We start from the raw sequence: 15,576 nt of genomic DNA on the forward strand, positions 1-15,576 counted from the left end.
CCGTCATGGCAAAGGATACCACGAAAACCGCCGTCCTCTATCGCATGGTCATGCCCGAGCATACCTGCCCCTTTGGTCTGAAGTCCAAAAATCTGCTGGAGCGCAACGGCTACGTCGTCGAAGACCATCACCTGAAGACCAAAGACGAGACCGAAGCGTTCAAGCGCGGGTGCCCGGACATAGGCCCTGAGGGCCTCGTGTCGCGAATGTCCACCATCACAACAAGTGCAAGAGATCAGGGCATCCCCAAGGTCCAGGAGCTGATATCCGAGCGCAAGGAACGCCTCCTTTGCCGCAGCGGCCAAGTGATCAAAGTGATGCTGCCATTGCATGACCGAAATACATGCGATTTCCCTACCTTGCTGATACGGGTGTCGGTCCACCCAGAGATGGACAAACGGCACCCGAAATTTCTGTAGAAGCCACATTGAGATGTCGCAGATATCTTGTTGGAGAGAGTCGCCCTCGTCGGGGTCGGGACCCCGACGACGAGCGTGTTGCAACTGACAGCCCGAGACGGTGTCAGTCGGCATTGCAGAACCGCGCATGTAGTTCACTGATCCGGGCACCATGCCAGCGCAGGGCACCAGACGCGTCAAAACCACGATCCCGCGCGGCAGCATCTGCAGCTTGCGATGTCTGCTTCGCCAGAAATGTTTCGATCTCCTGAAGAGCTGTCCTAATCATCTTGGCATCCGGGTGCTGGTTCCCGAAGATGCCATGAAGATCGCAAAGCGCATCAAAGCCCGAAGGCGCGTCGAAAGCGTCGAACAGATTGCACAGGGCAGCGCCATGACGGCGCAGATGCTGCTCCGTATCTGCGATCCGGTCATATGCGGCCTGTGCGATGTTTTCATTAGTGGTGTCCATGTGGGACCTCCTGTTCATGTGGTTGGATTGTTTTGGGTGGGTGCCATTCTGCGGCGTCACGAAATCCGGCATGAGAGGAGGTGGTTGGTTTGCCGATGTGCTCCTTGTGTTTGGATCGGAAGGGGGCTTTTGCTGGTACCAATGACATTGGTCGTTTTGCGAATCCACGAAGAAGAAAAATGCGCGTGCTCAAACCTTTCTTGCGAGACCCCCACGCCGTCGCCAAGGTGACGAGGCGCGGGGAGATACATCACGCTGCTTGACCGGGATCGGATTTGAACACCCCTGCATCCTGGAGGGCCTGTTCCAAGCCATCCGCGAGGAGGCAGATTTCCGGAACAATCGGATCGTCGGGTTCGAGCAGTGCAAAACCCGAGTCATCGCCCCAATCGTCATTGTAAGCGTATTCGAGGAACAGAAGGTTCCGCAGCTCAAGCAATTGACGGCGCAGACGACGGGTAAATGGCCTGTGGTGGCTCAGCGCCTCGCGAACCGCATTGATGAGCCGCGCGCCGCGCCGCCCACCGAGCAGCACAGCGGCGTGGCCGAGGGCTTCATCGTTGTCTTGGAAATACGCCCGAAACGCGTGTTCGCTTCCTTGGCATTTGGTGAGCTTTGGGTCGGGGATGATCTTGTTGTAGTACATGGTGCCTCCTGTTGAAAAAAGTTGCCAGGTTTCGTCCCGGCGGTCAGGATGTTTTGGAGGTTCATGTGATCGTCATCTGCTGAGTTGCGCGCCTCACTCTGAGGGCGCGAAAATCAGTCGATGGCGGTGTCTGTCAATTTTCTCTTCATTGCGTATCGTCCTTCTTGATGGCTTCTGGATAAGAGATTGGCCAAAATTCCCATGACGAAGAAGTTTTTGAAAAAAATTGGAAACTCACTTTCCCTGAGACGATTCTACTGCCGTCTAAGACCATCAGGATGCAGTGTGCCGACCAATACGATCCGCACGGTTCACTTGTGCACCTTTAGGAGAATTGTCGTTCGGGGGGCACTTGGAGGGTCTGCCTTTTACAAGGGACGGCGTGTTCGGAGGGCATAGCGCGTTTCGGTCTAAAAAATGTTTCCGTATCGGACCAAACGTATTCATCTACTCTTCAAGATCGATGTGAAGCATTTCGCAGCGGTCTCGGGAAAATCTCTTGCATGCAGAAAGGAGGCGTTAGGTTTGATGGCCGGCACCGGCCAAGCAAAAGCAAGATTCTCAAAGATCATCGCTAAAAGCAGCGCGCTGCGGGATTTGATCAGTCCCACACGCGATGATCGACAGGCGCAAATCGCCTGATCTTGAACCCCGAGACTCTATGTGCCCGCGCACGTCTTTCCCAGAAAGCTGACCATGGCAGCTTTCGATACCCAAATCATCTCAAAGGAGAAGGGCCTAAAGTTCAAATTATCCTGTTTGTCTGACGTCAGCGCTTATGGGTCCAAATAGGGCGGTTTGCTAAGAGAGGGTTTGTTGCTCATCGTAGCCACTAAGGAGTGGGCGATGAGAAAGACAACGAAGACACCCGGCGAGAAGATCGTCAAAGACATCAAGCGCGCCACGCGCAAGCATTATTCCTCTGAAGAGAAGATCAGGATCGTGTTGGATGGCCTGCGCGGCGAGGATAGCATTGCTGAGCTTTGCCGTCGCGAAGGCATATCGCAGGGCATTTACTACAAATGGTCGAAGGACTTCATGGAAGCTGGGAAGCGCCGACTGGCTGGCGATACGGCCCGTGCTGCCACGACTGACGAAGTCAAAGACCTGCGCAAAGAGGCCCGTGACCTGAAGGAGGTTGTGGCGGAGCAAACGCTCGAACTGCGGCTTCTCAAAAAAAGCATGTTCGACGGTGGGGGCGACCCCGAATGAGATACCCTGCGTCAGAGAAGTTAGAGATCATCCGCCTGGTCGAAGAAAGCCACCTGTCAGCGCGTCTGACGCTGGCCAAACTGGGCAAGGCCGCTAACGAATTCAAAGATAAAACCACAGCGATCAATCAGCTCTGGTAGACCGACTTTACCTACATCAAGGTTCTGGGATGGGGCTGGTTCTACCTCAGCACCGTACTCGACGATTACAGCCGCTATATTGTCTCCTGGAAACTCTGCACCAACATGCGGGCTGAAGACGTGACGGATACCCTGGACCTCGCTCTTCGGACGTCTGGCTGTGACCAAGTTCACGTCGTTCACAAGCCACGTCTGCTCAGTGACAACGGATCCAGTTACGTCTCGGGCGATCTGGCAGAATGGCTGCAAGACAAAGGCATGAAGCACTCGCGTGGCGCGCCATATCATCCCCAAACACAGGGAAAGATCGAACGCTGGCACCAGACCTTAAAGAACCGCATCCTGCTGGAAAACTACTTCCTGCCGGGTGATCTCGAACGCCAAATCGAAGCCTTCGTCGATCACTACAATCACCAGCGCTACCACGAGAGCATCAGAAACGTCACGCCCGCTGACGTCTACTTCGGGCGTGACAAAGCCATTCTAAAACAACGCGAAAGGATCAAACGAAAGACGCTCGAAACGCGACGCTTGCATCACAGACAACGCGCCGCATAATCAAACAAACCAGATGAGCCAAACTCTCTCTTAGATTAGGCCGCCATTGGTTCCAAAAACTCTGACGACGGACAGTTCCCTTAGAAGTGACTACATGAGTCTTGCGAGTTCCGTATTTCTCTCGATACCTGTCGGCATCGAGTAGTAGGCACTCATCAAGCAAATCATCAGAGACCGCCTCACTGCCCAAGCGTCGACGCAGGCGGCCCGCCACGGTGGTCTCGTTTGAGTGCGATCTCCTCGCAACCGCAAGCCAAAGCATCTTGAAGCTATCATATGTCTTACCGCGATAAACCATGGGGAAGGGCAGAGTGGCGTTGTGGGCAGGCAGAGTCATCTAATACCCTTCTCTGGAACATATCTTCCCACTACTTTTGTCCAGACGGGTCTCGACTGCACTTGAAAGAAGAGTTCACAATTCAAGCCGGTCTTTCTTGGTAACCTCTTGTAGATCGGCTGTTTCCGTGTCTTCAACTGTACGAATTATTTGCTCGCATCCATACGAAATCCGACTTTAGTGAGCAGACATTCGAAACCCTAAAATCAGCATACGAGCCCAAATCTGGTATCTGATATCACCGCATCGAATGCCCGCTCCTCTCTCGACTGTCAAAGTGAACCTACCGCAGTATCAGCCTGTTCGAGCCTTTAACGTCAGCTACGTAGTCGGCGAGAAGATGGAAACGCCTTCGCGACAATTTCAGTCTGTTCTTCGTCAAGCATGCTTAATACCTCATCATTGCGCTCAAGCGTGCTTTCGCCACCTAAACCGTGAATTATTTGTGCAACCGAGTGCAGTTCTTCTCCGGACAGGTAGGGGAGAGACATAATCATGTGTTCTGCCAGCTTACTCTTCGCGCTCATCGAGGTGCAAGCTGGCGCAACCTGAGCCAATCTTCCAACTATTGTTCTTCTTGTAATGGGGTATTTGGCGTCCCTGAGCAGGGCCTCAACAGAAGCCGGAGAGCTTGCAAGTGTTGCATCTTCGGACTTTACAAGAACACGGCTTCGTTGCTCGTCGTTCAGGCCGTCGTCCGCAAGAAGCTTGATCGAAAGCTTTGGTTTGTTCTCACCAGCGGCCGAAATCCAGAAATCATATGCTCCGTCAGGTCTGCCGAATATTGGTACTGGTGGCGTGGTAAGGACAATCTTGGCCGCTTCGAGCTGTTGAGCCTCGTCAAACGCCTCTGATATTGCCGTCACGATTGAGGACAAATCACTCTGATCCAGATCCGGTTCTTGGGTCTCTGTCAAGATTTTTGCTATGCCCGCAGGCGCCAAGATCGACGCCACGAAACCGGAAAGAGCGGACACAGCGTTTGGTGCAACACTCCATACAATTGGGGTGACCTCCGCTATCTCTTGATTGCTTTCAGCGCCTGATAGAACCTGTCGTGCTATGCTGCATATTGATGCATATACTTCACCGATACCCTTATTGCCGGGCTGTTCACGAATAAACTGACATGCCCTGGTCACGATTTCGTTCGGTTGGTAGTTGCCGATTTGATCATTCAGGGCAGGCCATACTCCGACCATGCATTCATGGACCGCAACATATGCTTTGGGAGTGCCTGCTGCATTTGCAAGTAGTTGCTTTAGTATCTGGCCCACCTTTCCATCCGGAGAAAATTTGAACAATGGCACAGATATTGGCAAGAACCGGCGCAAGTAGGCTGGAGTGTTATGCATTGCGTTGACCCGATCCAACAACCGCACAAGGTGTCCAAGAAGAGGCTCTACAGACCATTCATCGTCCGGCATACTCTTCACGAGAGCACCATAGGCCTCAATAGCTCCTTCATCTGGTGCATTGTCTTCTATTACTTCATTCAGACGGACAACGATTTGGTTCTTTATGGCTTTGCCTGCTAATTCAAAATTGCGCCCCAGATAACAAGAAATACCCATTGGATGTTTGGGAAGTCCTTTTTCACTGAGTTTGGAAAGTACTCGCTCCCAAGAAGGCGTTGCCTGACCTCTCATCAAGTCAAGCATGCGCATCGCAAATTCTTCCGACGAGTCGTCCTCAGCCCATTGCAGAACGATCTTCTCCAGCTCTTCTGCTGTAGCTGGGTCGATGTCCTTACACCACTCTGCAGTCAGGTCGTTGAGCTTATTTGCGCCCTCATCGACATTAAGCGGCCACGTTTCTTTATCTTCCATTGCTTTGTATAGACGATCGGCAAACGCGAGAAGAAACGTCCGTCTTTCATCAGGTGCAGCCAAATTGCTGTAGCGCGCCGCTTCAGCCCATGCGGCAGTTGCCGCCGATTGCGGTTGGACGGCGACTAACCGCGTGAGTTGGGTCCATAACACCTCACGTTCTTGCTGACCGAGCTCAGCGATACCTTCGTGTATCGACGAAATTTTCGGAAGGACTGCGTCTACAAACTCAGAAGTAACCTCTGGCCTTTCAAATTCACCAATGGCTTGATCTGAATAGTCAGCCCCGAGATACTTTAAGAGAGGCTCACCATATCGGTCTACCCATGGTTCAATTTCCATGAAGGGCAATGTGTGCGACTCGGCTCCGAGGCGGATCTCACGTTTCAGTAGCCAATCTCGGAGTAGGGTATCCACTTCTGCTGAAAGACCGTTCGATCCCCTTACTTCCAGAGCTAAATCGGCGGCATCCCTGACAGCGACGGTAACTTCATCAAGGCTGGGCTCACCGCCTGTTGCAAGGCGCCACTCCAGCGGCTCCGAAATCAAGAGATCGTTGATAAACTTTTCGGAAACATCACGCCGATCCTCGGCATTTGCCCCTTCTATGATCTGTAGGGCACGCTTTGGCTGGATGTTCATGCGAACAGCTTTAAGTGTCGCCATTTGTCTAATGAGTGGCGACAGAATTCTGCGTCGTCGGTCCTTGGGGATCCGATCTACCAAGGCGGCCAGAACACGCGCGGCGTTGGTTCGGCGTGTCTCGTTTTCCTGCGGCAGGGCCTCCCCGAATCCCTCCAACAGCAGAACATCTTCGTTCGACAGAGGCTTGTGGTCCAAATGCCGTCCAAATGCTTCAAGTACGCCCGAAACGTCGCCGGAAACAAGACTATCAAAAACAATCGCAGCTCTGTCACCAAACTTCCGTGTTATTGGGTCTTCAGCGAGCCGCAGAAGCGGCTGCAGCACGACGGGCCATCTAAGATCTGCCAAGCTGGAGAGATAGCGTCTGAGTTTCCGGTGATCAGCCCGCACGTTGGCGGTCAGACTGCCATCCTTGCCAACAACGAGAAAGTCTTTAAGCAGCTCTTGTGCTTGTGGGGCTAATTCCAACGGTGACTTGCCGCCAAATACCACACTGCGGAATTCCTGTATGATATCGGGCCGATTTTGCACTGCGTCGTAGAAGTCGGGAAAATCAACCCGAAACACGCATAGTGCCGCTAATGACAGCGGATGATCAGAAACAGCACCTTTGTGCAGACCGCCCCTTGCGTCGGATCCAATCCCGTTTCGTTCGCGTAGACTACCGAGCCACCAAGACTGTATGAAGGCATTCAAAAGCTGAATTGCGTTTCGTGGACTCTGGACATCCACATGGATCAATCGATCGATAACATCCTCCAGGGAATAGTTTCTCTTCTCAAAATCGACCGACACACTTTGTATACTCTCTAATTTTTTTAGAGCGAAATCTCTCATATCCAGCTTCGGGAACTGTGGAATCTCTAAGCGAAACTGAAAAAGTCGATCAAGATAACGGCGCGCATCACCACGCGAAAACACGGCGCCAGGTAAGTCGGGACTCCCAAGCCCGCTCCGCCGCTTGATGGCTTCCGAAACTTTGTCTTCGTCGCATGAAATCACAAAAACAACGCCAAATCCGTTTTCCGAAGTATTAAATGGCAGCTCAAGAAATGTGCGTATGGCATCGAGACCGGCCACCATCTCTGGCGCGGACAGACGATCTAAGTCGTCGACAAATACAACTAACCGTTCACATCTTCGGCCATCACCCTTCCTGAATTTATTGATCTGCTCCGTCAGCAACCTCTCGTATTCTTCTGCCGATGTCGTAGGAAACGAGACTGACGTTTGCGGTATAAAACGCGCGGGAGAGCGAATACGAAGGTCGACGATGTTTCTCGCGAACCAACCTGTCAGTCCTATTGCTGCCACGGCAACCCACACTGCCGATTGTTGCCCCTCAAGCCCCGTCGTCCTTACAAGAATTACCGTGATCAACACGGCGGCGAGAAAGAGTAGCGATAGTAAGACGGCACTACCAACAATCTGGCCGAACGACTCACCAAACCAGTCTCGGAATAACCGGCGCTCATGTGTAACGCTGTTGACCTGCTCAAACAGATGCTGCCGAAGAGCGCTTTCGTCGCCACCAAGTTGCTTAAACGCTTCCCGCAACAATGCGCGCTTTAGGTCCTGCTCACCGCCAAACCGCCAGGCATTGAACGAAATTACGTGAATAAGGTCGGCTCGACGGTTGCCAACTGCACCGGTCTTGTCATCTTCTAAGTCGCGTCTGTAGAGAGCCTTAATTGAGCTCTTCCCAGTTCCCCACGGACCAAGTAACCCAATGCTGAACGGAGGCTTATTCGTGGGGGCCTCAATTAAATCTCTTAACGCTTCCGCGAAATCTTGATGCCCGAATGCGTCCGCATCGCGATCCTCTAACTCCCTGTCCAGAATGCTGGGCATTGTTTTTGGGGGCGGCGAATTTTCATGGGAGGAATTCTTCATTTTTTCACTTCTTCTCAATGACATCGGCTGGCAATATGAAGTTATAGTATTGCGCCAATACCTGATCTGAACAACAGGATTGTGCGATTAGCCATTCGCATCGCCCAATACCCAATGATACTGTTGTTGCAACACGGACCATCATATCCAACAATGATAGCGCCTTACCCAGAGTGAGTAAATTTGCGAGAACACGCCAATTGGACTGTTAGTATTCACGCTTGGCTACGTTAGATGGAATATTCTTAAGCTCCAAGGACATAATGGAACTCCCCCGGAGCTCCGGTGGCATCGCCTTCTTTGAAAGTAGCGAGCTTGACGTCCGCGATGTTTAATTCCTCTATCAGCTTGGCCATGACATCGACCGAGTCTCCCCAGCTTTCTGGTATCACCAGCACGGTCTTACAATACTCTCGGGCGGCCAGCGTCGCCATGCCAAGCGTTTCAAGCAAGTATCGCTGATGCCTCTTCTGACGATGTGACTTCACCTCGATGGCGGCAATCGACTTACCGTTCCGTACGGCTCTGTTGCACAAATCCGATGAGGGATTCATCTCGTGAATCCAGCGTGGTAGCTGGAGGGTATGAGCAAACCCACTCCCCCCGCCTACAAGACCAGGAACTGGCCGACCTATAACGAAGCGCTCAAGCGCCGCGGCTCGCTGATGATCTGGTTTGATCCCGCCATGACCTGGGAGGCTGCGCCGACCGGCAAGCGCGGCCGACAGCCTGACTATAGCGATGCCGCGATCCAGACCTGCCTGACCATGAAGGTGCTGTTTGGCATGGCGCTTAGACAGACGACGGGCTTCGTCGAGAGCCTGCTGCGGTTGATCGGTTTGGACTGGGCTGTGCCCAACTTCAGCACGCTGAGCCGTCGCCAGAAGACGCTGAAGGTCAATATCCCTTATCGTGATTCGCAAGGGCAGCTGCACCTGCTGATCGACAGCACCGGCATCAAGGTCGAGGGCGAAGGGGAGTGGAACGCGCGCAAGCACGGCGGCACGAAGCGTCGTGTCTGGCGCAAGATCCACATCGGAATCGACGAGCAAACGCTGGAAATCCGGGCCGCCGAGTTCACCACCAGCGATGTTGGCGACGCGCCTATGCTGCCGGAACTTCTCAACCAGATCCCGCCGGACCAAGAGATCGCAAGCGTCACCGCCGATGGCGCCTTCGACACCCGCAAGTGCCACGATACCATCGCCGCCCGAGGTGCAGCCGCGATAATTCCGCCCCGCAAGAACGCACGGCCCTGGAAGCCTGACAGTTCCGGTGCCGTCGCGCGCAACGAGGCCCTGCGCGCATCGAAACGCTTCGGTCGGACCATCTGGCGACGATGGAGCGGTTGCCACCGCCGGAGCCGCGTCGAAACGAAGATGCATTGCGTAAAACTGCTGGGCCAACGCCTGTCCGCGAGGGACTTCGACCGTCAGGTCGCTGAGTTTCAAGTCCGCGTGGCCGTCCTGACCGGCTTCACCGCGCTCGGCATACCCGTCAAAGAAGCCGTGGGATGAGTCTGTCCGGGGAAAGGGGAAGTCCGCCTGTCACCAGATTTGTGCAACAGAGCCAGTGCACGGCTCGATATTCAAATCGAAGACCGTTTTGGCCGCCCTGTCGTGCCACGAGAGTGGTTTCTGGTGCCACTCTTCGCGATCGACGATGCCGTTCAGAAGATCAAGGACGGTACGATCACTCAGTTTGTGTATGACCCGCAGCAAGCAAAGCTTGTACCACGACCCGCATATGCTAATCGCGCGGGATAGCAGCGAGGATGACTTGGTAGCTTTGGGCCGACGACCAAAGTTACAGACAAAAATTCAGATTTGTCTGTAACTGAGTAGAAAGTCACCTAAGTCTGCTGGTGGCAGTCTAACGTCCGATCTATTTCAGCGTCTTTGTTGTTGTATGCTCCTGACCTTCAAGGAAATCAGTCATGGTGAAACAGCCTTGTGAATTTATAGGTGTGGCAGGGGAAACCTGCATTCAGTGCGCACCCTGAACGCTTGTTTCCCCAAAGCCTCCGGCCGGTTCGACTTCGCCACGTTTTGGGACTCAAGGCCCCAAGTTTGCTTCGCCCCGGAAGGGAAAAAGCACTCGCATGGTCGCAAAAGCGACGTTTGTGTTTTCAAGCAAGATCCCGAGTTGTCACACTGATGCGCGCCGCAATGCTTTAACCCAGAGCCCCGCCTGGCGGATGCATCTGCTGAACACAAAAAGTATATGAAGTTCTTTTCCGAAAAGCCAAAATGGCCAGCGCAATTTTTATTCTGCCGTCTCTTTACAATTGATTCATGATTCTTCTTGATTCGGGGGCTGAATAGGTATTTGAGATCAAAGCCTTACAGGGGGCGCGACGCAGAAATTCCCTCTTGCGACGCAAAAACTCCCCACAGCGACGCAAAAACTCCCCGGTGCGACGCAAAAATTCCCCGTAGAGACGCAAAAACTCCCCGCCGATTATCCGGTTGAATCCATCGCGAGAGTGAAGACGGATTTGATACGACGCAAAGGGCATTCTTCAGGATTTAGAGGAGGAAGATCAATTCTGTCGGATTGCAAGGATAGCCAATAAGATTTGCGGACCTAATCCAGAATTTTTTGACTTATATGCTTTTTAGCAAGACTCTTTTTAACTCAAGCATTTCGGCGCGCTGTATTTCGAACCTACCTACTTTGTAAGGTAGCGGGCAGAGCCAATTACCTCATCCAGAAAAATTGGTGAGACGAAAATGACAAATCGAGAAAAATCAAAAGAAATCGCGGACTTGCCGATATCGGAGCAAGTGACCTTATTGCGCATGACCACCGGCTCCGGGCCTCACCATTGCGTCGTGAGTGTTGTGCCCTGAAGCCGTTCTGCAGCGGTCGGGACGCACCGACTTCAAATCCGTCTGTGAAGCGGCAACTGATATCATTGCCCACAATATACCCGTGAAGAACGCGGTTGCGCTTCAAGCCGTTCACCAAAGGTCTGTGCGTAGGGCGGAGCGGTATGATCCCGATCAGGACAATAGTTTTGTCGTGATCACGTGCGTTCTGATGCCTGGCGGGCGCGGCCGATCAGATCCTCCCACGCGGCGGGGAAGTGGATGGGCTTTTGCATAGAGCCTTGCGTGCTCAAGACGGGTGCGCGTCAGGCTGGGGAATTGCTCAAGGATATACTCGTCAGGTTCACCTTTCGAGAGGTCGGCTATTTCATAAACCCCAATTCTGGTTCCCCGTATCACTGGTAAGCCGCCACGAATTCCTGGATCAGAGATCACCTCAGCCTCAGCGGCGGCCAGGGCGGCCATCCTGGATACGGCTTGTGAGATCGACAACGGAAGGTCAATGCGCAACGCTTCGATCTCGAAGATCTCGTTAGGCGCTCTCCCTTGCAAAATCCTGCCGATTTGTTGGATCATCCGACGCCGCATCTGGCTGCTCAGAAGCGGACCGGTGGTCACGTCGAAATACGCCATTGGACATGCTGCAGGCTTCATCATGGGCCACGCATCTGGTGTTGAGGTGCTCCGGGACCGGTGAAACGGCGACTTTGGCAGGGTGCCATTTTTGACCAGCCGGATCATGGTTCTGCGTGATACCCCGATGATTGCCGCGAACTCATCGACCCCAAGCGGGCGGAGGATAGATTTGGGCAGGTCAGAGAAAGTTAGATAATCCGACGACATGATGTAGCCTTCCGAGCCGGTGCAATAAATGTACATTTCAAGTGGTTGGTCAGCAATTGGGATGCACCGGGTTGAGGGTGACCAAGGGGCGTGAGAGAGCTAAGGAACCGCTACAAAGCCGTAAGTAAATATGTTTGCCCCCGGGGTGGCAATGAATGGCGCAAACCTTTGCAAGCCCCGTTGGGAATTGTCGATGCTGACGTCTCGACGGTGGCATGTATGCTTTTGTCAGAGATTATCGGTGATTGCTTTCTTCATGCATTTCGCTGCAGCCACCCCGACAAGCTTGTGGAACCCTATATGGTCACAACGCGGCTTTCACGCCAATCGCGTATACGGGCGACGTGTGCTTGGGCCGACTGAGCCAACATGAATGTTTGCTGCTGCATAGTCCGCTCAAGGGTTTCTTCGGCCACCAGCATCGCGATCAGGGGATCGTCACCGCGAGCATAATCCCCGAATGCCCTCAGGCAGCGCCACAGGAAATGCGCGGATTCCAAAACCTGCTTGTTCTCCCCTTCAAGGGCACTCTCGAAACTGCGTGGCAGGGGAAAGTGCGCATTCTTCAGACGCGTTCCAACCCGGGGCATTGGGCCGAGAGGCAGAGCTGGCAGGAGCCCGGCTTCCTCTATTTCAGGGAGGGCGCGCAGGGCATCGAAATTTGCGACGGCACGGGTCCATTTTCGGCGTAGATCCGGACGCAACGACCGCTCATGAACCCAGGCCCATTCACGATCAAGTTGCCATGGTTGCAGATCGTTTGTCATCGCGACCTCCATCAGGACATCAACCGGGTTATCGGCCCTCGGAATTCCGGCTTTGACAATCTTCGACTGAAGGGTCTTCCAGCCGAGCGGCCACGGTTTTCCGATCTGGTCGGCCAAGCGCAGCAGTTCAGGCTGGTAGACCGCCATTTCTTTCGGATGGACGGCAAGCGTGCTTTCGACAAGCTCTTGCCAGCGGATACTTTCAATGTCCCCCGTGAATAGGGACTTGTCAGGGGCAAGACGATATAGGGCACGTACTGCGACAATCCTCGTCCTGACACCGTGCGCGCTGTATCCTGTTGCTTTTGCGTGGGCCGTCAAATTCGACACAATGCAATCAGGTAGTTCGCCCTCCGTCCTCACAATGTCGGTTACCGCATCGGGGAGAAGGCCTGGTATGGTGTCCCGCAATCCGTCCAGCGAACGCAGTCCCGCGATAGTTTTCGTGGCCGTACCATCCTGTCTGGCTTGCAATACCAAGCGTCGTGCAGCTTTGACGTCGATGTCTTCAGGTTGGATGACGGGTTCGGCTCTCTCCGCCAGCTTCGCCAGACAGGACAAGTCTTTCATGTTCTCACCCCGTATACCCATATCCTTGGCTCTCGAAAGAAGCATGTCCCATGGCGGCAACCGGTCGGTGTGACGCAGGAAACACCTCAAAACTGACCCGTAGTTTCCCAAAGTGCTGTCGAGGATATGTGGGCACTGCTTGCGGACTATGCTCATCGCATCATCGAGTGCGATCCGGTTGTTCAAGGCAATGCCGCCTTTGATCAGGTGGCGTAGCACTCGCCGGACGTTTTCAATTTGCTTACGATCTTTGGAGCGTTCTATGGCATAGGTGAGAACTTCGTTCTCCAGTTGATCTGGCAGAGGGTCCGGCTGTTTGTCTGTCTTTCTTGTCTTAGGGGCGGCGGGTGTTTCGTAGCGCTTGGGGCGTCTTATCCGGTCAGCGGTGACGTCATCGGGAACAAACGCGGGGTCCGCATGGCGCAAAAGAGAAAGCAGAGATCGCAGATATAAATCCGCAGTGGATGCAGAGGCATGTTCGCCTGCCGTTACATGATATTGCGTTGCGTCCATGATGGTCACCGACCAACCGGGGCAAGGACCTTCTTCGCTAAACAATCCGAAATCCACGGCAAGTTCAAAGGCGCGCCGGGCGTGTCGGGCATGACCTACGGGAAGCCGCCCGAGTACTTCTGCAAAACATGCGGGCAATTCCACCCGCAGCTTGTCACCGTCACGATAGGCAGGCATCGGGCCAATTTTTTCCTGACTAAGAAACGCCGCCGACACAATGCGCGGGTCATCCCGGAGCCCATCCATCGTCGCGAGGGAATTACGGAAGGCGCTCCTCTTTGTCCCGCGGAGATCGCGATCAGCCTCCAATGCCATCTCCCGCGTCAAGTCGCGTAGCGCCACGCCTGGCAAAACCTCTTGGAGCAACGTCCTGTTTATTTTTGGCAGCTTACGGTCCCGGGAAAGTTGGTTCAGCAGGGGGTAAGGATCATCGGGCCAAGCTCCTGCAAGCAGTGTGTGCCTCCGAATGCTATTGCGACAGCGTCCGTAGATGGCAGGATCGCCAAATGCCGTTGCGAGAGCTTCCTCGGGTTCGAAGGGAAACGCGACCGAGAACGTTTGCTCGGACTCAAGAACACTCGGGTCGTGGAAAGTCTCGGTCCCCAAGGCTGCGTGGGACAGGTCGAGAAAGGCAAGTATCGAGGAGCTGCGGGGCGAAGGCACGCTGCCTGTTTTTATCCGGAGCTGCAGATCAGCAAGGCTCATAGAAGTAACTGTATGTGTCATGCGAGGGAAATGTGATCGTTTACGAAAGCACAAAAACCATATTCGCCTGCAGCTTGACGCGAAGCGGCATCGCAGTTCGGGGGAGCTGCCGTCAAATCTATGGGGTGTATTTTGTTACCTAAATTCGGGTTGCTTGGGAGCACGGCGGTGAACTGACTTCTGCGATACATGATGTTTGCCTTTCTGATTTGACGGTCGCGGCAGGACTGGTTCAAGAGCCCGTACCAGCGACGCCGCATAGACGCTTGAACCCTCGATGCCGCGAATGTTGGCCATTGATCGCGGTGGCGAAGAACTTTCCTCGAAAATTGCTGTCGAACAACAGACTGTCGCCTACGCTACGACGTGGATCAGGAACAACAGGAACGGCATGAGACAAGATTGATCTTCCCTTCCTGCGCTTCGCCGCGGTCAGATCGTCAAGCGGGCTTACCACCGCCGAGATCATGCCTGTGGCGACGCTGGCATGCCGCGCCGTCGTGGTCAGTTTGGTATGCCCGAGCAGCGCCTGTATGACCCGGATGTCCACGCCACGTTCCAGAAGATGCGTCGCAAACGAATGGCGCAACGTGTGCAGCGTGACCGGCTTGATGATGCCTGCCGCCCGCGCCGCCTGCTTGAACAGCCGCGAGATCTGACGGGGAGACAGGTGCCTGCCGCAATAGCCGGGGAAAATGACCCGCTCAGGCCCCGCCACGCCTGCATCCTGACTAACAGGACGTTCTTTCCACCACTCCCGCAACAGTCCCAGAATATTGGTGGGCAGCATCACATTGCGATCCTTGCGACCCTTCGCCTGCACGATGCGGATGATGTTTTGTTCCCCGTCGATGTCGCCGACCTTCAGCCGGACGACCTCACTGGCACGCATGCCGCACCCTTAGGCGAGCGACAGCATCACGCGCGCCTTCAGGCTCGGCGCCATGAGCAGGAGGCGCTTTGCCTCGTCGCGGCTCAGAACCAGCGGCACCTTGACGGGCTCCTTGAGGCTGAAAACCTCCGCCACAAGATCATGCCGCCGGAGCGTCACGCGGAGCAGAAACTTCACCCCGGTCATCGTCTGGTTGCGCGTGCAGATACTCGTCCCACTCTCGATCGTTCAGCCTGAACAACTCCCAAGCGTCTGAATTTGCGGCCTGATCGCGCCGAAACAGTAGCGGGAAATTGCAGGATTTCGTATACCGGGTCCTGAAACC

9 protein-coding genes and 2 pseudogenes are annotated in these 15,576 nt (G+C 54.2%); 3 read left to right on the forward strand and 8 right to left on the reverse strand.

Annotation, left to right across the window (positions count from 1 at the left end; translation table 11 throughout):
- Positions 1-5 precede the first annotated feature (5 nt).
- Positions 6-164, forward strand: a pseudogene (locus FGE21_RS09115) (glutaredoxin); the annotation flags it as partial.
- 358 nt (positions 165-522) lie between these two features.
- Here the strand turns inward: FGE21_RS09115 and FGE21_RS09120 are convergent.
- Positions 523-870: a hypothetical protein gene (locus tag FGE21_RS09120; RefSeq protein WP_092061518.1), complete on the reverse strand. Its 348-nt coding sequence runs from the start codon at positions 868-870 to the stop codon at positions 523-525.
- Positions 871-1,120: 250 nt separating this feature from the next.
- Positions 1,121-1,516, reverse strand: a complete 396-nt coding sequence (locus tag FGE21_RS09125; RefSeq protein ID WP_139662989.1) for a hypothetical protein — start codon at positions 1,514-1,516, stop codon at positions 1,121-1,123.
- Between the two features lie 846 nt (positions 1,517-2,362).
- Here FGE21_RS09125 and FGE21_RS09130 point away from each other — a divergent pair.
- Positions 2,363-3,426: pseudogene (locus FGE21_RS09130) on the forward strand (IS3 family transposase).
- 654 nt (positions 3,427-4,080) lie between these two features.
- On the opposite strand, the gene FGE21_RS09135 reads toward FGE21_RS09130, so the two are convergent.
- Positions 4,081-8,130, reverse strand: coding sequence for a P-loop NTPase fold protein (locus FGE21_RS09135; RefSeq protein WP_176695400.1), 4,050 nt, complete (start codon positions 8,128-8,130; stop codon positions 4,081-4,083).
- A 245-nt stretch (positions 8,131-8,375) separates the two neighbouring features.
- Positions 8,376-8,582 (reverse strand): hypothetical protein, encoded by a 207-nt coding sequence (locus FGE21_RS09140; RefSeq protein ID WP_139662991.1) that lies wholly within the window; start codon positions 8,580-8,582, stop codon positions 8,376-8,378.
- A gap of 132 nt (positions 8,583-8,714) precedes the next feature.
- On the opposite strand from FGE21_RS09140, the gene FGE21_RS09145 reads away from it, so the two are divergent.
- Positions 8,715-9,647 carry an IS5 family transposase gene (locus FGE21_RS09145; protein ID WP_139662992.1) on the forward strand — a complete coding sequence of 311 codons (933 nt, stop codon included), beginning with the start codon at positions 8,715-8,717 and terminating at the stop codon, positions 9,645-9,647.
- A 1,488-nt stretch (positions 9,648-11,135) separates the two neighbouring features.
- Here the strand turns inward: FGE21_RS09145 and FGE21_RS09155 are convergent.
- The 4 genes from FGE21_RS09155 to FGE21_RS20375 form a co-directional block, all read right to left on the reverse strand.
- Complete coding sequence (locus FGE21_RS09155) at positions 11,136-11,804, reverse strand: DUF433 domain-containing protein (RefSeq protein WP_176695401.1); 669 nt, start codon at positions 11,802-11,804, stop codon at positions 11,136-11,138.
- Positions 11,805-12,100: 296 nt separating this feature from the next.
- The gene (locus FGE21_RS09160; protein ID WP_139662994.1) at positions 12,101-14,359 is read right to left on the reverse strand and encodes a hypothetical protein; all 2,259 of its coding nucleotides are present in this window, start codon (positions 14,357-14,359) and stop codon (positions 12,101-12,103) included.
- A 232-nt stretch (positions 14,360-14,591) separates the two neighbouring features.
- Complete coding sequence (locus FGE21_RS09165) at positions 14,592-15,251, reverse strand: tyrosine-type recombinase/integrase (RefSeq protein ID WP_255731465.1); 660 nt, start codon at positions 15,249-15,251, stop codon at positions 14,592-14,594.
- A gap of 9 nt (positions 15,252-15,260) precedes the next feature.
- Positions 15,261-15,437 (reverse strand): hypothetical protein, encoded by a 177-nt coding sequence (locus FGE21_RS20375; RefSeq protein WP_255731466.1) that lies wholly within the window; start codon positions 15,435-15,437, stop codon positions 15,261-15,263.
- Positions 15,438-15,576: the final 139 nt, after the last annotated feature.

The organism is Phaeobacter sp. B1627 (genome assembly GCF_006265095.1).
Taxonomy (GTDB): Bacteria; Pseudomonadota; Alphaproteobacteria; order Rhodobacterales; family Rhodobacteraceae; genus Epibacterium.